This window comes from Streptomyces sp. S3(2020), from assembly GCF_013044505.1.
Taxonomy (GTDB): domain Bacteria; phylum Actinomycetota; class Actinomycetes; order Streptomycetales; family Streptomycetaceae; genus Streptomyces.
In genome coordinates this window covers 1-20,907 of record NZ_JABERD010000171.1, presented here as the reverse complement: position 1 = coordinate 20,907, position 20,907 = coordinate 1, and the positions used below count along the sequence as shown (strand labels likewise).

Sequence of the window (20,907 nt, the reverse complement as noted above, 5' to 3'; positions counted from 1 at the left end):
GCCGAGGTCGAGGCCGAGTCCTCGTCCGCCCCGCCCACCCCGGCGGTCCCCGATGAGTGAGCCCCTCTACCGTGACCCCGCCACGCCTCTCGACGCTCGCGTCCACGACCTGCTCGCCCGTATGACCCTGCGTGAGAAGGTCGGGCAGCTGAATCAGCGGATGTATGGGTGGGACGCGTACCGCAGGACCTCCGGCGGGGAGTTCGAGCTCACCGAGGCGCTGTACGCCGAGACCGAGCGCTTCGCCGGGCTGGGGGCCCTCTACGGGCTTCAGCGCGCCGATGCCTGGTCCGGGGTCCGGCATGGCGACGGGCCCGGTGCCGAGGACGGGGCGGCCCTCGCCGAGTTGGTGCAGCGGCATGTCGTCGAGCGGAGCCGGCTCGGTATTCCCGCGCTGTTGGTGGAGGAGGTGCCGCACGGGCTCATGGCCCTCGACGGCACGGTCCTCCCCGTCAACCTGGCCGTCGGCGCCACCTGGGATCCGGAGCTGTACGAGCGTGCCGCCGCCCACGCCGCCGCCGAACTCCGCGCCAGGGGCGGCCATGTCGCGCTGGTCTCGGCCCTCGACATCGCCCGCGACCCCCGCTGGGGCCGTACCGAGGAGTGCTTCGGCGAGGACCCCCACCTCGCGGCGCGGCTCACCGAGGCTCTCGTACGGGGCATGCAGGGCACCGGGCACGAGTACTTCGCCGCCGACAAGGCCGCCGTCGTCCTCAAGCACTTCGCCGGACAGGGCGCCACCGTCGGCGGCCGCAACTCCTCGGAGTCCGAACTCGGCCCGCGGGAACTGCACGAGATCCACCTCCCCGCCGCCCGCGCCGGAGTCCGCGCCGGAGCCGCCGCGGTCATGGCCGCGTACAACGAGGTCGACGGCATGCCGTGCTCGGGCAATCGCGCTCTGCTGACCGAACTCCTCCGGGACACCTGGGAGTTCGACGGCCTGGTCATGGCGGACGGTCTCGCCGTGGACCGGCTGGCCCGCATCACCGGGGACAAGGTCTCCGCGGGCGCCCTCGCCCTCGGTTCCGGTGTCGACCTCAGCCTCTGGGACGAGGGGTTCACGCATCTGGAGGAGGCGGTCGAGCGGGGGCTGGTCGAGGAGCCGGTGCTCGACGCCGCCGTCGCCCGCGTGCTGCGGCTCAAGTTCCGGCTCGGGCTGTTCGACGGACAGCACGCGACACCCCCCGCGCCGAACGGAGGCGGCGAGCTGAGCAAGGAGCTCGCCCGGGCCGCCGTCACGCTCCTCGACAACAAGGGGCTGCTGCCGATCCCGGCCACCGTCTCCCGTATCGCCGTGATCGGCCCCCAAGCCGCGACCACCGCCCACCAGTTGGGCGACTACACCGCCCCGCAGCGCCCCGGCACCGGCGGCAGCGTCCTCGACGGACTGCGCCGGTTCGCCCCGTCCGGCGTGGACATCCGCCACGCCCGCGGCTGCGCCCTCACCGGCGACGACCTCTCCGGCATCCCCGAGGCCGTCGCCGCGGCCGCCGCCTCCGACGTGGCCGTACTGGTGCTCGGCGGCAGCAGCGCACGCACCACCGACACCGAGTTCGACGCCAACGGGGCCGCGCTCAAGGCGGTTTCGGAGATGACCTGCGGGGAGGGCGTCGACCTGGCCGACCTGCGGCTGGGCCCCGCCCAGTACCGGCTTCTGGACGCGGTCGCCGCAACGGGCACGCCCACGGCGGTCGTTCTGATCCAGGGGCGCCCGCACGTCGTTCCCGACACGGCCGGTGCGCTGCTCACCGCCTGGTACCCGGGCCCGTGGGGCGGCGAGGCGATCGCCGAGGTGCTGCTCGGCCTCGCGGAACCCACGGGCCGGCTGCCCGTCTCCGTACCGCGCTCCGCCGCCCAACTCCCCGTCTACTACAACCACAAGGACACCGAGTACGGCGGATACGTCGACGAGAGCGCCGAGCCGCGGCACTCCTTCGGGCACGGGCTGTCGTACACGAGCTTCGCGTATGGCACGCCCCGGCTCACCGACGGAACCCTCACCGACCGGACCCCCACCGTCACCGTCGAGGTCACCAACACCGGGGACCGGTACGGGCGTACGGTCGTGCAGGTCTATCTCCGGCGCCTGATCACGTCCATCTGGCCGCGCACCCTCGAACTGTGCGCGTTCGAGGGGGTCGGCCTGGAGCCGGGCGAGCGCCGTACGGTCGTTCTCCCGCTGGCGATGACCGAAGCCCGGACCGACTCCGCCGAGATCCGTGTCGCGGAGTCGGCCCGGGCGGCTCTGGGTGCCGTGCCGATCGTGCTGGACGTGCGAGGCGTCAGAGCTTGACGGCCCCGGACGAGACGCCCTTGTAGAACCACCGCTGGGTGATCACGAACAGCACCAGTACCGGGATCACCGAGATGACGGACCCGGCCATGACCATCCGCTGGTCGTAGCCGAACGACGAGCTCTGGAGCCGCGAAAGGCCCAGCGTCAGCGTCATGTTGCTCTCCGAGCGCAGCACGATCAGCGGCCACAGGAAGTCGTCCCAGGCGCTGATGAAGGTGTTGATGACCACCACCAGGATCGCGCCCCACGCGGACGGCAGATACAGGTACCGGAACCGCTGCCATTCGTTCGCGCCGTCGAGCATCGCCGAGTCCTCGATCTCACGCGGGACCGCGAGGAACGCGGCGCGCATCAGCAGGACGTTGATGGCGCCGACGAAGCCGGGCAGCCACACCCCCGCCAGGCTGTCGACCAGGCCCAGGTCGCGGATGCTCAGGAACAGCGACACCATGATCGACTCGAAGGGGAACATCATCGAGGCGACCAGGACGACCCAGACCACCTTGCGGCCCTTCCAGCCGGGCTTGGAGAGCATGTAGCCGGCCGTGGTGGAGAAGACCAGCTGGCTGGTGATCGACAGGGCGACCACGATCAGGCTGTTCTTGATGTACGTGGCGACCGGGACCTGTTCGAAGACCGTGCGGTAGGCGCGCAGGGTCGGGTCGTGCGGCAGCAGGGTGGCGTCGGCGCCGAAGACGTCCTCGCTGGTGCTCTTCAGGGAGGCCAGCAGCTGCCAGACCAGCGGGCCGACGGTGAGGCCGAGCACGAGGATCAACAGCAGGTAGCGGACGAGGAGTTCGCGGGGGCGGCCGTAGTCCCGCCAGCGGGGCATCAGACGCCGGCGCCGCTCCAGAGTCGTACTCACGACTCGTCCTCCTTCGTCAGGCGCTGCGCCAGCAGGGTCAGGCCCAGCGTCAGCAGGAACAGGGCCACGCTGACGGCGGAGCCGTAACCGGCGTTGCCGGTGATGGGGTCCAGACCGACGTCCCGGATGTAGAACGGCAGGGTGCGGTCGGCGCCGCCGGGGCCGCCGGTGGAGCTGCCGAGCATGTAGATCTCGCTGAACACCCGCAGTGAGCCGATGCCGGTGAGCGTGCCGACGAGCATCATGGCCTGGCGTACGCCGGGCATGGTGATGTGCCAGAAGCGGCGGACCGCGCCGGCGCCGTCCATCTGCGCGGCCTCGTGGAGCTCCTTGGGCACGTTCCCGAGCGCGGCCAGGTAGAAGACCATGTACCAGCCGAGGCCCTTCCACAGCGTCAGGCCCATCGCGGAGAGCAGGATCAGCCACGGGTCGGACAGGAACGGGATCGCCGACCGGATCAAGTGGGCTTTCTCCAGCCAGGTGTTGACCAGTCCGTCGTCGGCGAGCAGCCACTGCCAGCTCAGACCGACGACCACGCTGGAGGCCAGCACCGGGGTGTAGAAGGCCGAGCGGAAGAAGCCGATGCCGGGGAGGTTCTTCTCCACCAGCACGGCCAGCATCAGCGGCAGCAGCACCATCAGGGGGACGACGATCAGGGCGTACAGGATGCTGTTGCGGGTCGCCAGCCAGAAGTCCGAGTCGTCCAGCATCCGCGTGTAGTTGTCGAGCCCGACGAAACCCGCGGCGCCGCCCAGCGGCTTGGCGTCGGTGAACGACAGCAGCAGCGTGTTGAGGAACGGGAACACGCCGAACACCACCGCGCAGACGATCGCGGGAGCGGTCCAGAGCCAGGGCAGCCACCAACGGCGGTACATCGCCGCCCCGTTGGCCCCGGCCGCCGGGCCCGGCAACAGGGCCCGGAGACGGGAGGGCTTCGCGCCCGGCGCGGCGGAGGTGCGCTCCGCGCCGGACACGGACACCGGCTTCGTGATCTGAGCCGTCACTGTCAGCCCGCCTGCTTCAGCAGCTCGTTGGCCTTCTCCTGGGCGTCCTTCACGGCGTCCGCCGCGCTCTTCTTGCCCTGCATGGCCAGTTGCACCTGGGCCACGATCGCGTTCTGCACGGCCGGGGAGAGGTTGGTCTGGTTGGTGCTGGCCGTCTTGAGCTGGTCGGCGACGAGCTTGCGGGCCTGGGAGAACGGGTCGCTGCCGGTGACGTTCTGGAAGAACGGGTCGCTCAGCGACTCCGTGGTGGTCGGGAAGATCACCACGGCCGGGTCCTTGCACCAGGCCGTCTGGTTCTCGGCGTTGGTGAGGAACTCCGCGAACGACAGCGCCGTGGGCGCGTTCTTGCTGGTCGCGGCGACCGAGATGTACTGCGGGGCACCGGCGGAGGCGACGCCGAGCGCGTCGTAGGGCTGCTGGCCGACGGCCGTCTTGTCGTAGACCGACGGACTGTTCTGCTTCACGAACCGCACGAAGCTCGGGTTCGTCGAACCGTAGGCCACCTTGCCCTGGCTGTAGAGCGTGGACGGGTCGTTGCTGGAGGACAGCGAGTCCTTCGGCATCGCGCCCGCCTTGTACAGCTTCGCCATCCACGCGACCCACTCGGTGGTGCGCGGGTCGTCGGCGAAGACGGCGGACTTGCCGTCGGTGGAGAGGACCTTGATGCCCATCTGGTCGAAGTCGGCGGGGATGCGCCAGATCGGGTTGGCCATCGTCGCGAAGAACTTGCCGTCGGAGGCCTTGGCGACCTTCTCGTAGTCGGCGAAGAGCCCGAAGATGCTCGTCGGCGGCTTGGCCGGGTCGATGCCTGCCTTCGCCAGCAGGTCCTTGTTGTACGTGAGCAGGACACCGCCGGTGTACCAGGGCAGCGTGGTGTGGATCGACTTGCCCGAGGCGTCCGGGAAGGTGGCGGTCTTCCAGAACGACGGGACGAACGGCTTGGACGAGTCGGGGTCCTTGGTGCCGACGTCGAGCAGGTAGCCGGCCTTGGTGAGGGCCGTCGCCGTCGGCGCGTTGACGTTGATGACGTCCGCCAGCGTGCAGGCCTGGGCGTCGGCGACCGTGCGGCTGGTGAAGGTGTTGTCGCCGGGGTCGTCGATCCACTTGACCTTGGTGCCTGCGTGGGCCTTCTCGAAGTCGGCGATCACTCCGTTGAAGAAGTCCCCGAAGTCTTTCTTCAGGTTCGTCGTCTGGAAGGTGATGTCGCCCTTGACCTCGCCGGTGAGCTTCCCCGATCCGACGTTGCCCTTGTCGACCTTGCAGCCACCGGCGGTGGCGTCCCCGTCGCCGGAGTCGCCGCCCGAGAGGCCGCAGCCGGTGGCTGCGAGCGACAGAACGGCGAGACAGGTCAGGGTGCGGGTCAGTCTCTTTGCACGCATGTGATGGGTCCTCACTGGCTCAATCAACCAACTTCGACTCCGATTGATGAAAATGTGGACCAGAATTCATCGGAGGTCAATGGTTTGCCGTGTTGCTTTTAGGTTCCGTGGGAGATCAGTGCCGGTGCTCGTGATCCGGGTGCGAGGGGTCGCCGGGGTGCTCGTACCCGTGTGCGTACACGACATCGGCGCGGGCTCGGTCCAGCCAGTCGAAGAAGGCGCGGCGGCCGGCGGCGCGGCGGAGTTCGCGGATGATGCCCTCGCGGGCCTCGTCGTAGGGGAGGAGGTCGGAGGTCTCGTGGAAGGGGTCGGCGCCGCGTCTCAGTGCGGCGGGGGTGAGGAAGCGGTCCCGGTTGCGGTCGTAGTAGTCGTAGACCGCCTCCTCGGGGATCAGCTGCTCGTGCTCCAGTTGGTCGAGGAGCGCGCGTGCGGAGGGGGAGTGGGCGAGGGCTGTGGCGACGATGCTGCCGAGGTCTGCGACAGCTCGGGGTGTGGGTTGTTCTTCGGGTGCGGCGGCGTCGGGGCTGGTCGCGCAGTTCCCCGCGCCCCTGAACAGGCTGCGCTGCGCGCAGGCCTGCCGGGCCAGCTCGTCGATCACCACGACTTGTGTTGCCCACCGCCTTCGCTGGCGCTCCGCCCTGGCGAAAGCCTCTGGTCTCGTCTCGCGGTCGCGGGGCGGGACGGCTTTCAGTAGGGCGTCCACCCGTTCCTTGGGGACCGCCTCGCCCATTACCCGCGCCGCGTAGTCCTCCGTCACGGCCTCACCTCCAGTTCCACGGCCTCCGTGTACGCCACGCAGCCGTGCCAGCCGACCTTCGCCATCAGCCAGTACGAACCCGGAGGCACCGCGGAGCCGTCCACCTCGATCACGGCCTCGGTCTCCTCCCCGCCGGCCACCGTGAAGCCCTGCACGCCAGGTCCGACGCCGGGCCAGGTGCCCCAGGAGGACACCGCCCAGAGGGTGCCGCTGACGGGGCCCCGGGTGGGGTTGCGCAACGTCACGGGGACGCGGGCGCGTTCGCCACGTCGTACGACGACCCGGTCGGCTCCCAGACCGGTCACCAGCGTCGGTCCGGTGTGCCCGTCCGGCACGTCCAGTGCCACCACGTCCTCGTACGTCTGCCCGCCGTACGACAGCCGTGCGGCGAGCCAGTGCCGGCCGGGTTCCGGGGCGGGCGGTGGGAGCACGGTGACCTCGGTGAGGCTGAAGCCGCCGGGGCCGAGCGTGTACGGCAGTTCGGCGGGTTCGGCGGACCAGCCGGGAGGCACCTCGAAGGTCACCGTGCCCGACACCGGCGCGTCGGTCAGTTCCGAGCCGATCCGGACGGTCGCCGTGACGGGGCCGGAGACGGTGAGGGTGGTGGGGGAGACGTAGACGGCGACCGGCATGTTGCCGCGCGGGGCGGGGCCGGAGTTGTGGAGCCAGTAGCGGGTGTGGACGGGCTGGGCGGGCTCGGTGGCGGCGACTCCGGGGTCCGGCGGTGTCTCCAGGGCCTGCGCGGGCGTGGCGAGGACGGTCGCCACCTCGAACCCGGCCAGGTCGACCTCCAGCATCCCGGCCGTACCCGGCGTGAGCGGCGCCCCGGGCGTCTCCAGTACGTCCGCCCGGGCGCCCTCCGTCCACCCGTGCGGCCGCGACAGACGCGCCCGCACCGGACGGCCGTTGACCTCGTGCACGCGGACGACGAGCCCGCTCCCCGGGTCCGGCTGTGCCGTGCCGCCGCGGGCGAGCGGGGAGCCGGTCGGCTTGACGGCGTCCAGCAACACCTCGCCCGCGGGCTCCACTTGGAGCAGGGAGCTGTTCCGGGGCAGGACCGCGTCCGTGGGCCCGGTCCGCAGCCGGGCGGTGAGCGGGCGGTTGAACTCGTGCCCGCGCCGGGGCAGTTGCCCCTCGCGCCAGTCGCCCTCGCCCGCGACGACGGCGTACTCGAAGGTGTGCGACCAGCGCTGGAGCTGGAAGGCGGACCCGTCGGGGGCGGTGCGGCGCGGTGGGTCGACCCAGATGCCGGAGGGCCAGCCGGTGCACGAGCGCATCAGGGACATGTAGAGGTCGCCGGACGAGGTGACCACGCAGCCGGGCGTGCCCCGGTTCAGGACCGAGAAGCTCCGGCCGTCCCAGGCGTCGCCGGGCGGCAGGGCCTCGCCGCCGCCCGCGGCGGTGGCCGTGACGGTGAAGTCGTCCAGGTCGGCGATGAGGGCGTCGACCGCCTTGGCGTCGTCCGCGCCGCCCGCCACGACGAGCAGCGGCAGCCGTTCCAGGTCCCGCAGATCGGCCCCCGGCACCCACTCCTCCCGCAGCGAGGCGCGTGGCGCGACCCATACGGCGGCCACGTCGTGCGCGGCGAGCTGCCGCCGCAGTTCGCGCCCGGCGGCCGGGTCCCAGCCGAGGGCCTCGGCGACCACGGAGTTGCGGTCGGGTCCGCCGACGGCGATCCGGATGTCGGGGAGGTTGGAGTCGACCTCCAGGTCGCCGTAGCGGGGGCCGCCCGCGATGGTCGAGGTCGCGGTGACCCCGGCGCGGACGAGGGCGGCGGCGAGTTCGGCGCCCAGCTCACCGGCGACGTCCCAGTCGGAGTAGATCAGCTCGGCGACCCCGATCGAGCGATGCCCGAGGAGCGCCCCGGAGCCGTCGTGCACGGCGACCCGCGCGGTGGACCCCAGCCCGAACCAGGTGTTGGCCGGGTTGTCCAGCGTCCACGGGAACCGCTCGCTGTCCACCTCCACGAACCCGAACCCGCGCCCGATCACCGCGTCCGCCACCTCGTGCACCGGCAGCCCGCCGCGCACGTCGGACGGCCAGCGCACCCGGATGAGCCGGTCGGCACCGTCGTAGCCGTCGACGGTCGTGGAGACGTCGAGACGGTCGACGCCCTTCCAGAGGGTCAGCCGCTGGGTGTACGTGAAGAGGCCGAGGTCGGCGCGGACCGTGACGCGCTGTCCGGCGGGGGAGTGCTCGACATCGATGTCGGCCCGCACGTCCCTGCCGCGAGCGGCGGTCGTGCCGGTCGGTGTGAGGTGCCAGGGGCCCTCGCCGAAGCGCGGGTGCCTCGGGTACTCCTCCTGGACGACGAGTTCGTTGCCGATGTCGCCGGCGCGCAGCAGTTCCCGGGCCCCTTCCCGAAGGGCTCGCAGACTGCTGACGCCGCCGCCGCGCGCCGGGTCGACGGTCAGCTCGTAGAACTCGTTGCGGATCGTGGCCCCTTCGGCCGGCGTCCACCCGGAGGCGGTGCCCTCGGCGAGCGGGACGGCCTTGAGGCCCAGTCCGGGCACGTCCGGTACGACGACGCTCAGCCGGCCGTCCTCCTCGCGCACGGAGGGCAGGGGCAGCCCGGTGCTCTCGTCGACCGGCAGGAACCCGTTGTCCTCGACGGCCAGTACGTCCTTGCGGGGCCAGGTCGCGGAGTTGAAGACCACCAGGTCGGCGCCGTCGCCCGGCAGCGGGACGACCCGGTCCGCGAGGGCCTGGGTGGCGTCCGCGTGGACGGTCCCGGCGAGGTCGTACAACTCCCGCCAGCCGGTGAGGAGATCGATGTAGACCTGGTCCGACTCCGAGCCGGTGATGGCGTCGTGATGGGCGCCGTAGACGAGCTGCCGCCACGCCTTGTCGAGCGCCGCGTCCGGATAGGGATGCCCGGCGGTGAGGGAGGCCAGGGTCGCCCAGGCCTCCGCGTCGGCGAGGAGGCTCTCGCCGTACCGCTGGGCCTGCTTGGTGTCGATGTAGGAGACGTCCTTGCCGGTGTAGACCGGGTTCATGTCCCGGGTCTGCGGCGACGCCCTGCGGCCTTCCGCGTCCAACTCCGCCCGTACGGCGGCGAAGAAGTCCCGCGGGATCGCGCTGATGAACCGCGGCCAGACGTAACGGGCGTTCCAGTCCCGGTGGATGCCCATCACCCAGCGGCACGGCGGCGCGTAGTCCCCGCCGACGGGCAGCATGACGTTGCGGGTGAGCGCGACCTTCTTCAGGCCCTTGAACAGCTTGAACGCCGCCTGTTCGGCCTCCGGGAGGGTGGGCGCGTTGTCGATCGCCCAGCCCGCGCCGTAGTGGTTGACCATGTACGCGGTGAGGATGCCGCGCCCCGAGGGGGCGATCCAGTCGAACTCGGCCGGGAACTGCATGCGTTGGGGATCCCGGGGTTCCTCGCCGAACACGGAGAGCGTCGGCCCCCACTGGTGGAACGGCCCGCGCGCCCAGGAGCTGGAGGTGACCCCGGCGTCCGCCATCAGCCCCGGGAACTGCGGATCGTGCCCGAACGCGTCCAGCTGCCAGGCGGTCTCGGGTGACGCCCCCATGATCCCGCGCTGGTATCCGTCGCCGTACAGCGCGTTCCGTACGGTGGCCTCGGCGCCGGTGAGGTTGGTGTTGGGCTCGTTGTACGTGCCGCCCATGATCTCGACGCGGCCGGTGCGGATCAGCTGGCGCAGGAAGGCGCGCTCCTCCGGGAAGGCGTCCCAGTACGGCTTGAGGTAGTCGACCTCCGCGAGCACGAAGGTGTACGCCGGGTCGCGCCGCGCGAGATCGCAGTGGGCGCGCACCAGGCTCATCCCGGACTGGCCGCGCGAGTCGAAGGTGCGGGCCGGGAGACCGGACGTGGCCGGGTCGTCGGCGACGTCCCAGGTCTCGGTGTAGGCGGCCTGGGTGTTCCACCAGACGGGGTCGTAGTGGAAGTGGCTGACCATGAACATGGTCCAGCCGGGCTCGGCGGCCGTGAACGGGGCGGTGCGCCGGTCGCCGAACTCACCGTCGACGGCGACGACCGTGATCTCGTCGCCGGTGCCGGTCACGGGTATCTCGGCGCGCGCGGTGCCGTCGTCGGCCGTGGTGACCAGCGTCTCCCCGACACCGCGCAGTCCGCCCGGGCCCTCGGCCGTGAGGCGGACCGTGCGGCCCGGGACATGGCTGATCTCGGCGACCACCACCTGGTACGGCTGCTCTACGGTCCCGACGAAAAGCTCGGTCGACTCGACAGAGGTGACACGCATGGGTCTCCTACGAGGGTGCTCGGCGGAGCACCATCCTGGCACCGCAGAGATGGTTCAAACAACCATCTACGCGTGTTCTCGGTGAATCATCTATGCAATATCACTGCTGTCAGCGGGTGCGCCGACCCTTCGCCGAGTGCTGCGGCACGATGTGGTCCGTCAGGGCCAGGGAGGCGCTCGCGCGCTGGTAGGAGAGCTGCGCGACCCGCACGTAGAGGCAGTCGAGCAGCACCAGGACGGAGTGCCGGCCGCCGATGCCGGTGAGGAAGTTGGTCTCCGAGGCCGACGAGACGAGCCGGATGTCGGCGGCTTTCGCGAGCGGTGAGCGCGGGTCGGAGGTGATCGCCACGGTGGTCGCGCCGCGCTCCTTGGCCAGCTCGAACGGCTCGATGGTCTCCCGGGTGGCCCCCGAGTGCGAGATGCCGACGGCCACGTCCGCCGGGGTGAGCAGGGCGGCGGACGTCGCCGCGCCGTGCACCTCGGTCCAGCCGCGCACCGAGCAGCCGATCCGGAACAGCCGGGTCTCGGTCTCCAGCGCCACCGCCCCGCTGCCGCCGGTGCCGTAGAGGTCGATGCGGCGGGCCCGGGCCGTGGCCTGGGCCGCGCGCTCGATCGCGTCGAGGTCGATCCGGTCGATGGTCTGCTGGACGGCCCGCAGGTCGGCGTTGCCCACGACCTGCACGACCCGCTCCAGACTGTCGTCCGGGGAGATGTCCGGGCCGATCTCGGCGGTGCCCCAGTCCGAGACCTCGCCGCGGCCGTGCTCCTTGGCCAGCTCGATCAGCAGATGCTGATAGGAGTCCAGGCCGATGGCCCGGCAGAAGCGGGTCACCGTGGCCTGCGAGGTACCGGTGCGGCGGCCCAGCTCGGCGGCCGAGCAGTGGGTGACGGCGGCCGGATCCTCCAGGATCAGCTCGCCGACCTTGCGCAGGGAGCCGGCCAGCCGGGGCAGCTCGGTGCGGATCAGTGTCGTGACGTCCGTCGGGGGCATGAGGAGAAGGTATCAGCCACCGCTCAGGCCACTCATTGAATACCAGGACCGGTTCCGGGCGAGATCGGGACCGATGTGCGGGGCGATTGAATGCAGCGGCCATCCTATGGTTTATTGATTCACCGATGGTGATGTATAGGGTGGTTCAATCCATCAATGGGGAGTGAGTGCCGCGTGTCCGTCGAGTCCGTCAGCGCCCAGGGCTTCGCGCAGCAGAGCCTGGCCGTCCTTCAGCAGATCACCGAGTCCGCCCGCGCAGACGTGGCCCGCGCCGCGGGACTGATCGCCGACTGCGTGCGCGCCGACGGCGTCATCCAGGCCTTCGGCACCGGCCACTCCCAGGCCATGGTCCTCGAAGTCGCGGGCCGGGCGGGCGGGTTGGTGCCCACGAACCGACTGAGCATCGCCGACCTCGTCCTGTACGGCGGTGACGCCCCGGCCGTCCTCGACGACCCGCTCCTGGAGCGGCAGCCGGGCGTGGCCGCGCGCCTGTACGACCTCGCGGCCCCCCGCCCCGAGGACCTCTTCGTCGTCATCTCCAACTCCGGCGTGAACAACGTCATCGTCGAGATGGCCCTCCAGGCCAAGCAGCAGGGCCACAAGCTGCTGGCCATCACCTCCCTCTCCCACACCCGCGCGGTCCCCGCGGGGCACCCCAGCGGCAAGAAGCTCGCCGACCTCGCCGACGTCGTCCTCGACAACGCGGCCCCTCGCGGGGACGCGCTGCTGGAGCTGCCGGGCGGGGGCGCGGTGTGCGCGCTGTCGACGCTGACCGGGGTGATGCTGGTGCAGATGGCGGTCGCCGAGGCGTCTGCGGTGCTGCTTGCCGCGGGGGAGCGGCCGCCGGTGTATGTCTCGGCCAATGTGCCGGGCGGCTTCGAGGGGAATCTGGAGCTGGAGAAGAAGTACGCGGGGCGGATCCGGCGTACGGCCAGTTAGGCGTTCGGGGGTTCTGGGGTATCGCGGGGAACTGCGGGCCGGTGAGGGCTGGTCGCGCAGTTCCCCGCGCCCCTGGGGTGGGGAGACTGGCCGCTATTTCACCGGTACCGGTGTCAGGGCTACGGCCAGGGGATAGGCGCCCGTCGTCAGCGGTGTGCCCGGTGTCCCGGTCGCCGTGTCGATCGGCACCAGTTTGTTTCCGTCGGCCGTCGTGACGTATGCCGTGTCGCCGCTCCAGTCCAGGCCCACGTCGAAGGCCGACCTGCCGACCGTGACCTTGGTGCCCGGGGCACCGGTCACCGTGTCCACGGGCGTGACGTAGTCCCCGGTGCTGGGGCTGACCCACAGGGTCCGGCCGTCCGGTGACAGACCGAGCCCGTAGGCCTGGCCGGTGACCAGGAGGGTCGGCTCGGTGTCGTTCGTCGCCGTGTCGATCGGGGTGACCGTCGAGCCGCCGGAGTTGGAGACGTACACCGTTCTGCCGTCGGGTGCGGCGACGACGTTGAAGGGGCGGGGGCCGACGGGGACGGCGGTCCCGGCCTTCCTGTCCGTGAGGTCGACCGGGCTGACCGTGTTGTCGTGGATGTTGGCCACGTACAGGGTCGCGCCGTCCGGGGTGATCGCCATGTTCTCGGGACCGTCGCCCACCGTGACCGGCGTACCCGCCTCCAGCGTCGAGGTGTCCACCGGCTGGACCGTCCCGTCCGTGTAGTTGGCCACCCACAGCGTCCCGCCGTCCGGCGTCAGCGCGAGCCCGGCGGGCACGCGGCCCACCGCGACGGTGGCGGTGACCGAGCCGCTCGCCACATCGATGACGCTGACCGTGTTCGAGCCCTGGTTGGCGGCGTACGCGGTACGCCCGTCGGCGCTCACCACGACCTCGCCGGGGTTGTTCCCGACCGCGATGTTCTTCGTCGCGCCCGAGCCCAGATCGATCGAACTCACCGACGCACCACTGAAGTCGGCGGTCAGGGCCGTCAGCGCACCGGTCTTTCCGGTGACCTGGACCGGGATCGCCCGGTCGAGGATGCCCGTACCCGACACCACCACGGAGTGGACGCCCTCGTCCACGGCGGTCAGCGTGACCGTGGCCGAGACGGTGCCCCCGGCGGGGACCGTCACCGTGCCCTCGGCCGGTGAGGCCGTGACGCCGTCCGGTACGTCGAGCTTCCAGGTGACGGTGCGGGCCTCCTTGTCCGAGAAGTCGAGCGTCACCGTGCCGGAGGCGCCCGGCTCCAGACTCAGCGAGCCGGGGGAGAAGGCGGCGTCGACGCCCGGGTCGGGGGCGTTCTCCAGCATCGTCGTATAGAGGAACTGGTCCATCACGCCCGGGGAGACCTGCTCGGGCACGGCGTCCAACGCCTTGCGCTCACCGCGCAGTCGAGACCAGTACGCCGACACCGCGTCCGCGTCGCCCCGCTTGTTGGCCAGCAGCAGATCGACAGCGGTCTGCCCCGCGCTCCCGTACCGGCCGAGCTTGTCCAGCCAGGCGGACGTCTCTTCGAGGAACCCCGGGTTGTCGAGCCGGGCCCGCAGCCGGGCGGGTGTCGCGGCCATGTCGGTGAAGTACGAGCGGAGCGCGGCGGCGGCCCGGTCGAGCCCGCTGTCCTGCTCGTACGCCGTGCGGAAGGCGGCGATGAGCCCGGTCAGGGTGGGGGACTCGGTCGCGTCGAGCTGGGAGGAGTAGTTGTTCTCGGCGAAGATCCGCAGCCATGGGGCGGCGCCGGGTCCGGCGAGGTCGCGGACCGAGGCGAGGAAGGCGGCCCGGGGGTCGTAGGAGTCCGGGTTCCAGAGGTAGGCGGCCGAGGTGAACAGCGCGAGCTTGCTCGCCTCTCCCTGGACCATCGGGTTGGCGGTGACACCGGTCGCCGCCTCGGCCACGCCGGCCTCCCGTCCCGTGTACGGGCCGAGGAGGAGGCGGCTGGTGACGTAGTCGTTGACCGGGTAGTTGTCCCAGATCAGGATCGGGTGGCCGAACACCTCACGGGCCTGGGCGACCTGCTGGGCGGTGATGGTCGGCGCGATCACTCCCACGCCGGTCCACTCGACGACCACGGAGGGGTCCAGCTTCTCGCGCAGGGCCGTCTTGTAGGGGGAGTCGGCGAGGTCGGAGTACTCGGTGGGGACCATCTCCAGGGGTTCCAGACCGCTGTGGCCGGCCGAGAAGGACTCCCACACCCTGTTGAGGAGATGCGCCTGGGCCGTGCCCGCCGCCCCGCCGCCCGTGCCGAACTCCTGCTCGTCGGCGGCGCAGTTCCACTTGGTGTAGCTGATGTCGTCCAACGGGATCGCGAAGGACCGCACGCCGATCGCATACAGCGAGTCGAACTTGCGGGTGAGGGCCGCGATGTCGGAGTCGGAGGAGTAGCAGACCGACAGTCCGGGGGAGAGCGCGTAGGTGAAGCGGACGTGGTTGGCGGCCGACCGGTCGACCAGTTCCTTCAACTGGGCCAGGTCCGCGGGCGGGTACTCGTCCCGCCACCGTTCGCGCAGATAGGGGTCGTCCTTGGGGGAGTAGACGTACACGTTCTGCTTGGTGCGGCCGTAGAAGTCGAGTTGGCTCAGGCGCTCGGCATGCGTCCAGGGGGTGCCGTAGAAGCCCTCGATGACTCCGCGCAGCGCGGCGGTGGGCCAGTCGCGGATCTTGGTCTCGGGCAATCTGCCCGAGGTGCCGAGGAGTTGGCGCAGGGTCTGGGCGGCGTAGAAGGTGCCGGTCGCGTCGGATCCGGAGAGGGCGAGGAGGGTACGGCCGTCCCGTCGTCCGGAGGCCAGGGCGTAACCGCCGGAGGGGAGTCCGGCCGGGGACCGGGCGCCCAGCCGCTTCAGCGCGGCGGCGGCGTGGGGGCCGTCGAGGTAGACCGTGAAGGCGGCCGACGCGGGCGGCTTGTCGACCGTCACGATCCGGTCGGCGCCGGCCTCGCGCAGCGCGGTCTCGACGACCTTGCGGGCCGAGGGGTCCGTGTCCGGGCCGACGACCTCCACGACCCGGTCGGGGACCGTGAACCGGCCCGGTCCGCTCTGCGTGCTCTGAGGTTTCGGCCACACCTCGGGGGTGTGCTGAGGGGGTGCGGCCGACGCCGGTGACAGGGACGGGGTGGTGAGACCGGCGGCCATCAGCAGCACGGCGGCCACCCCCGCCGATCTCCTGGAGAGTCTCGAACGCAAGGTGAATTCATCCACCAGCGGAGTCTATTGATGCTGATTGAATCATTCAATGGTGCCGCTGTCCGCAATCTTGACGGGCGGGATGTTACCGGTAACATTTCCTGTCGTGCTGCGAGAGACCCGTGTAGTCGAGACCCCGGTGTTCAGCCCGGCCGCCGTCGTCGCCTCGTGCGTCGGCTTCGTTCTGATCGGCGTGCTCCAGTCGCTGTACGGCCCGGCGATCCCCGCCTTCCGTGAGGAGTTCGGGCTGTCCCCGTCCGCCGCCGGGCTGGGGCTGAGCGCGCACTTCGTCGGCGGGTTGGTTGGGGTGCTGTTCTTCGACCGGTGGTTCGGGCGGATCGGCAACCGGCGGATCCTCGGCGCCTCCTACCTCCTCATGGCCGTCGGCGCGGCGGGCTTCGCGCTCGCCCCCGCCTGGCCGCTCGCCCTCGCCGCGGCGCTGCTGGCAGGGCTCGGCTTCGGCGGGATCGACTACGGGCTCAACCAGCTGTTCGCCGTCGGCTTCGGGCACCGCTCCACGGCGATGCTGAACATCCTCAACGCCCATTTCGGCATCGGCGCGATCCTCGGACCGGCCGTGATCGGCGCGGTCGGCGCCGAGCACTACCCGGCCGTCTTCCTCGCCTTCGCGCTGGTCGCGCTGCCGCTGCTGTGGTGCCTCAAGGGTGTACGGGACAAGGCGCCGCAGCCGTCCGAGGCCGCCCCGGACTCCGGTGGCGGCGGCGGTGGAGGTGGCGGTGGTGGCGGTGGCGTCCTCGGTCGCAGTCTCGGTTCGGTGCTCGCCGTGTTCGTCGTGCTGTACGTCCTGCACGTCGGCGTCGAGGCCGGCGTCGGCGGCTGGGAGCCCACCCATCTGGAGACCATCGGCTACGGCGCCGGGGTCGCCGCCACCGCCACCTCCGTGTACTGGCTGATGATGACCGTGGGCCGGTTCCTGGTCGCGCCCCTCGCGCTGCGCTTCTCGGCGCAGGCGATCATCACGGTCTCCTGCGCCGGGATGACGGTCTGTCTGCTTCTCGCGTCCGTCGACGAGCTGGCGCCCTACGCGTACGCCGGCGTCGGGCTGTTCATCGCGCCGATCTTCCCCACCGGACTGCCCTGGCTGCACCGGGCCGCCCCGCGGGCCCGCCGTGCCGGCGCCCTGGTCATCGCGGCCTCGATGGCCGGTGGCGTGGTGGCCGGACCGGCGCTCGGCAAGGTGATCGAGTGGTCCGGCATCAAGGCCGTACCACTGCTTCTCGCGGGGGTCTCGGCGGTGTGCCTGGCCGCGACCCTCTGGCTGATCCGCAGTACTTCGTCCCGCTCGCACTGACCTCGCCGCACTGAACCAGCCGCACCGCACTCACCGCACCGCACTGACCTCGCCGCATTGAAATCGCTCGCATCGAAGGGGAACACCCGCATGCCCGCACTGACGACGACGTCCGAGGGTTTTCTGCTGCACGGGAAGCCGTTCCGCATCCTCTCCGGCGCCATGCACTACTTCCGCGTCCACCCCGACCAGTGGGCCGACCGGCTGCGCAAGGCCCGTCTGATGGGCCTCAACACCGTCGAGACCTATGTGCCGTGGAACTTCCACCAGCCCGATCCGGAGGGCGAGTTGGTCCTGGACGGCTTCCTCGACCTGCCCCGCTATCTGAGCCTCGCCAAGGAGGAGGGGCTGCACGTCCTGCTCCGCCCCGGCCCGTTCATCTGCGCCGAGTGGGACGGCGGCGGTCTGCCCGGCTGGCTCACCTCGGACCCGGACATCCGGCTGCGCAGCTCCGACCCCCGCTTCACCGGGGCGATCGACCGCTACCTCGACCTGCTGCTGCCCCCGCTGCTGCCGCACATGGCCGAGGCGGGCGGTCCCGTCATCGGCGTCCAGGTGGAGAACGAGTACGGCGCCTACGGCGACGACACCGCCTATCTGAAACACCTCGAACAGGGTTTGCGGGACAGGGGAGTCGAGGAGTTCCTCTTCACCTGCGACCAGGCCGACCCCGAGCACCTGGCCGCAGGCAGCCTCCCCGGCGTCCTCGCCGCCGGTACGTTCGGCGGGCGGATCGACAGCGCGCTGGACCAGTACCGCGCGCACCGGCCCGAAGACCCGCTGCTGTGCGCGGAGTTCTGGATCGGCTGGTTCGACCACTGGGGCGGCCCGCACCACACCCGGGACGCCGCCGACGCCGCCGCCGACCTGGACCGGCTGCTCTCCGCCGGTGCCTCCGTCAACATCTACATGTTCCACGGCGGCACCAACTTCGGCTTCAGCAACGGCGCCAACCACAAGCACGCCTACGAGCCCACCGTCACGTCCTACGACTACGACGCCCCCCTCACCGAGTCCGGCGACCCCGGCCCCAAGTACCACGCCTTCCGCGAGGTCATCGCCCGCCACGCACCCGTCCCCGGCGAGCCGGTCCCGGCCCCCGGCCCCAAACTCCCGGCGACCACCGTCGAGTTGACCCGGCGCGCCGCACTGCTCCCGAACGCAGGTGCCCTCGCCGCCCCGCTGCGCACCGAAGACCCCGCGATGATGGACGAGTTGGGCCTCAGCTCCGGATACGCGCTCTACCGGACGGCCGTCCCCACGGCCGGCCAGGGCCTGCTGCACTTCGCGGGCGGGGTCGGCGACCGCGCCCAGGTCTTCCTGGACGGCGCCCCCGTCGGCGTCCTCGAACGCCGCCACCACGACGAGGCACTGCCCGTCCTCGTCCCCCGCCCCGGCGCCACCCTGGACGTGCTCGTGGAGAACATGGGCGGCGTCAACTACGGCCCCCGCATCGGCGCCCCCAAGGGCCTGCTCGGTCCGGTCTCCTTCAACGGCGCCGTCCTGCGCGCCTGGGACAACCACCCGCTGCCCCTGACCGACCTCACGGCCGTGCCCTTCAGCCCGTCGGACACGACCACGGACGCCGTCCCCGCCTTCCACCAGGGCACCTTCGAGGTCGCGGAACCGGCCGACGCCTTCCTCGCCCTGCCCGGCTGGACCAAGGGCCAGGCCTGGGTCAACGGCTTCCACCTCGGCCGCTACTGGAACCGCGGCCCCCAGCACACCCTGTACGTGCCCGCACCGGTCCTGCGCCCCGGCACCAACGAACTGGTCCTGTTCGAACTGCACGCCACCACCGGCACGACCGCCCACTTCACCGACACCCCCGACCTCGGCCCGGAGATCTCCTGATGCGGCACCACCTGCGCGTACCCGACCCTCCCGGGCCCCCGCTCACCGGGCATCTCCCCTTCGCCGACGCACCGGGCGCGCCCGACCCGATCGAGGTCACCAGCCGCTACCTCACCCGCGGCGGCCGCCCCTGGTTCCCGGTCTCCGGAGAGTTCCACCACAGCCGCCACCCGGCCGGGGAATGGGAGGAGGAACTCCTCAAGATGAAGGCCGGCGGCATCACCGTCGTCGCCGGCTACGTCATCTGGATCCACCACGAGGAGATCGAGGGCCGCGTCCGCTTCGACGGCGACCGCGACCTGCGCCGCTTCGCCGAACTCTGCGCCCGCCACGGCCTGGACTTCATCCCCCGTATCGGCCCCTGGGTGCACGCCGAGGTCCGGAACGGCGGCCTCCCGGACTGGGTGTCGGCCCGCGACTGCGTGCCGCGCACCGACGACCCGGTCTATCTGGCGGCGGTGCGCGGCTGGTTCGCGGCGATCGCCGAGCAACTCCGCGGCCTCGACCGGGCGCACGGCGGCCCGATCGTGGCCGTCCAGATCGAGAACGAGCTCTACGACCAGCCGGGCCATCTGCTCACCTTGAAGCGCATGGCCCAGGAGGCAGGCCTGAGCGCCCCCCTGTGGACGTCGACGGCCTGGGGCGGAGTGCGACTCCCGCCCGACGAACTGCTTCCGCTGTACGGGGGCTACACCGACACCTTCTGGACCGAGGCCGACGGCGGCTGGCCCGACACCTGCCGCAAGCACTTCTTCTTCACCCACCAGCGCGACGACGAGGGCATCGGATCCGACCTGCGCCCGATCGACAGCGTGCGGGGCAGTGCCCCCGACGCCTTCGCCGACCGATTCCCCTGGGCCACCTGCGAGTTGGGCGGCGGCATGGCCGTCTCCTACCACCGGCGCCCGCGCGTGGAAGCCGCCGACATCGCCGCGCTCGGGCTCACCAAGATCGGGTGCGGCTCGGTGTGGCAGGGCTACTACATGTTCCACGGCGGCACGAATCCCGCGGGCGAACTCACGACCCTCCAGGAGTCCCACGCCACGGGCTACCCGAACGACCTCCCCGTCCTGACGTACGACTTCCAGGCACCGCTCGGCGAGTACGGGCAGTACCGGGCGACGTACGACGAACTCCGGCTCCAGCACCTGCTGCTGGCCGACTTCGGGCATCTGATCGCGCCGATGGAGTCGGTGCTGCCCCAGGAGCGGCCGCGCGGGCAGGACGACCGGGACACCCTGCGCTGGGCCGTGCGCGGTGACGGCGGTTCGGGATTCCTGTTCGTCAACAACCACCAGCCGCACGAGCCGTTGCCGGACCATCCGGGGACGTCCTTCACGGTGGAGTTCGCCGACGGCGGCTCGGTGAGTCTCCCGAGCGCTCCCGTGACCGTGCCGTCGGGGGCATCCTTCTGCTGGCCGTTGCGGCTCGACGTGGGCGGGGTGCGGCTGGAGTGGGCGACGGCTCAGCCGGTGTGCACGGTGGACGACGGCGACGGTGGTGGCCGGACGGTGCTGGTGCTGGCGGCCGTCGAGGGGATCGCGCCCGAACTCGCCCTGGCCGCGGACATGGTGGGCTCGTTGTCCGCACCGTCCGGGGATGTCACCCACGCCGACGGACTGGTGCTCGTCACCGGGCTGCGCGCCGGGACCGAGGCCCTGGTGGAGGTGGAGACCGCGGACGGTGGCCGGGTCGGACTGCTCGTGCTGGACGCGGCGACCGCGCGTACCGCCTACCGGGGTGTGGCGTGGGGTGCGGAGCGGCTGGTGCTGGCCGAGGGCGGGGTGGTGTTCGATCACGGCGAGGTACGGGTGCACAGCGGCGCCGAGCGGCCGTCGGTCGCCGTCTTTCCCGCGCCGGACGGGGAACGGGGGTTCGCGCGGCGTACCTTGCCCGCGCAGGGTGTCTTCGCCGGCCGGGCGTCGGTCACTCTCGTACGGGAGGCCGGTCCCGCGCCCGAGCCGGTCACCGGGGTGCAGGGGCGGGCGAGCGCGCCGGCCGACAAGTACTTCGACGCCGTCGCCGCGGAGTACCGGGTCGATCTGCCGCGGGGTGTGCCGCCGGGGACGTTGTTGCGGGTGCACTGGAGCGGGGACGGCGTCGAAGTACTTGTCGGCCGGCG

12 protein-coding genes are annotated in these 20,907 nt (G+C 71.3%); 5 read left to right on the top strand and 7 right to left on the bottom strand.

Going from position 1 to position 20,907, the window contains the following annotated elements; genetic code table 11:
• The first annotated feature begins 52 nt into the window (after positions 1–52).
• A complete protein-coding gene (locus HLK59_RS36720; RefSeq protein WP_171145952.1) occupies positions 53–2,293 on the top strand; it encodes a glycoside hydrolase family 3 N-terminal domain-containing protein in 2,241 nt (746 codons plus the stop codon).
• Here the strand turns inward: HLK59_RS36720 and HLK59_RS36715 are convergent.
• The 6 genes from HLK59_RS36715 to HLK59_RS36690 all read right to left on the bottom strand — a co-directional run bounded on the left by HLK59_RS36715 (position 2,283) and on the right by HLK59_RS36690 (position 11,515).
• Entirely contained in the window at positions 2,283–3,128 is an 846-nt protein-coding gene (locus HLK59_RS36715; protein ID WP_171145955.1) for a carbohydrate ABC transporter permease, read from the bottom strand. The two genes, HLK59_RS36720 and HLK59_RS36715, sit on opposite strands and share 11 nt — an antisense overlap.
• A 29-nt stretch (positions 3,129–3,157) precedes the next feature.
• A complete protein-coding gene (locus HLK59_RS36710; protein ID WP_171145951.1) occupies positions 3,158–4,165 on the bottom strand; it encodes a sugar ABC transporter permease in 1,008 nt (335 codons plus the stop codon).
• A gap of 2 nt (positions 4,166–4,167) precedes the next feature.
• A complete protein-coding gene (locus tag HLK59_RS36705; RefSeq protein ID WP_171145950.1) occupies positions 4,168–5,544 on the bottom strand; it encodes an extracellular solute-binding protein in 1,377 nt (458 codons plus the stop codon).
• A gap of 115 nt (positions 5,545–5,659) precedes the next feature.
• A complete protein-coding gene (locus tag HLK59_RS36700) occupies positions 5,660–6,274 on the bottom strand; it encodes a peptidyl-prolyl cis-trans isomerase (RefSeq protein WP_171145954.1) in 615 nt (204 codons plus the stop codon).
• Positions 6,275–6,297: 23 nt separating this feature from the next.
• A complete protein-coding gene (locus HLK59_RS36695) occupies positions 6,298–10,524 on the bottom strand; it encodes an NEW3 domain-containing protein (protein ID WP_171145949.1) in 4,227 nt (1,408 codons plus the stop codon).
• A 109-nt stretch (positions 10,525–10,633) separates the two neighbouring features.
• Positions 10,634–11,515 (bottom strand): MurR/RpiR family transcriptional regulator, encoded by an 882-nt coding sequence (locus HLK59_RS36690; protein WP_171145948.1) that lies wholly within the window; start codon positions 11,513–11,515, stop codon positions 10,634–10,636.
• Between the two features lie 174 nt (positions 11,516–11,689).
• On the opposite strand from HLK59_RS36690, the gene HLK59_RS36685 reads away from it, so the two are divergent.
• On the top strand, positions 11,690–12,454 hold the full coding sequence (locus tag HLK59_RS36685; protein WP_171145947.1) for an SIS domain-containing protein: 765 nt from the start codon (positions 11,690–11,692) through the stop codon (positions 12,452–12,454).
• A 93-nt stretch (positions 12,455–12,547) separates the two neighbouring features.
• Here the strand turns inward: HLK59_RS36685 and HLK59_RS36680 are convergent, their stop codons facing one another.
• On the bottom strand, positions 12,548–15,568 hold the full coding sequence (locus HLK59_RS36680) for a beta-N-acetylglucosaminidase domain-containing protein (protein ID WP_171145953.1): 3,021 nt from the start codon (positions 15,566–15,568) through the stop codon (positions 12,548–12,550).
• Between the two features lie 157 nt (positions 15,569–15,725).
• Here HLK59_RS36680 and HLK59_RS36675 point away from each other — a divergent pair, with 157 nt between their 5' ends.
• From HLK59_RS36675 to HLK59_RS36665, 3 genes are all read left to right on the top strand, one after another.
• Positions 15,726–16,931 carry an MFS transporter gene (locus tag HLK59_RS36675; protein ID WP_346779894.1) on the top strand — a complete coding sequence of 402 codons (1,206 nt, stop codon included), beginning with the start codon at positions 15,726–15,728 and terminating at the stop codon, positions 16,929–16,931.
• A gap of 90 nt (positions 16,932–17,021) precedes the next feature.
• On the top strand, positions 17,022–18,785 hold the full coding sequence (locus HLK59_RS36670; protein WP_171145945.1) for a beta-galactosidase family protein: 1,764 nt from the start codon (positions 17,022–17,024) through the stop codon (positions 18,783–18,785).
• A partial coding sequence (locus tag HLK59_RS36665; protein ID WP_171145944.1) for a beta-galactosidase occupies positions 18,785–20,907 on the top strand: 2,123 nt, incomplete at its 3' end. The genes HLK59_RS36670 and HLK59_RS36665, both read left to right, overlap by 1 nt.

Excerpts from the sequence above, each read along its gene's own strand:
- HLK59_RS36720 (WP_171145952.1), top strand. The coding sequence starts at position 53 with ATGAGTGAGCCCCTCTACCGTGACCCCGCCACGCCTCTCGACGCTCGC.
- HLK59_RS36715 (WP_171145955.1), bottom strand. The coding sequence starts at position 3,128 with ATGCCCCGCTGGCGGGACTACGGCCGCCCCCGCGAACTCCTCGTCCGC.
- HLK59_RS36705 (WP_171145950.1), bottom strand. The coding sequence starts at position 5,544 with ATGCGTGCAAAGAGACTGACCCGCACCCTGACCTGTCTCGCCGTTCTG.
- HLK59_RS36700 (WP_171145954.1), bottom strand. The coding sequence starts at position 6,274 with ATGGGCGAGGCGGTCCCCAAGGAACGGGTGGACGCCCTACTGAAAGCC.
- HLK59_RS36695 (WP_171145949.1), bottom strand. The coding sequence starts at position 10,524 with ATGCGTGTCACCTCTGTCGAGTCGACCGAGCTTTTCGTCGGGACCGTA.
- HLK59_RS36690 (WP_171145948.1), bottom strand. The coding sequence starts at position 11,515 with ATGCCCCCGACGGACGTCACGACACTGATCCGCACCGAGCTGCCCCGG.
- HLK59_RS36680 (WP_171145953.1), bottom strand. The coding sequence starts at position 15,568 with ATGGCCGCCGGTCTCACCACCCCGTCCCTGTCACCGGCGTCGGCCGCA.
- HLK59_RS36670 (WP_171145945.1), top strand. The coding sequence starts at position 17,022 with ATGCCCGCACTGACGACGACGTCCGAGGGTTTTCTGCTGCACGGGAAG.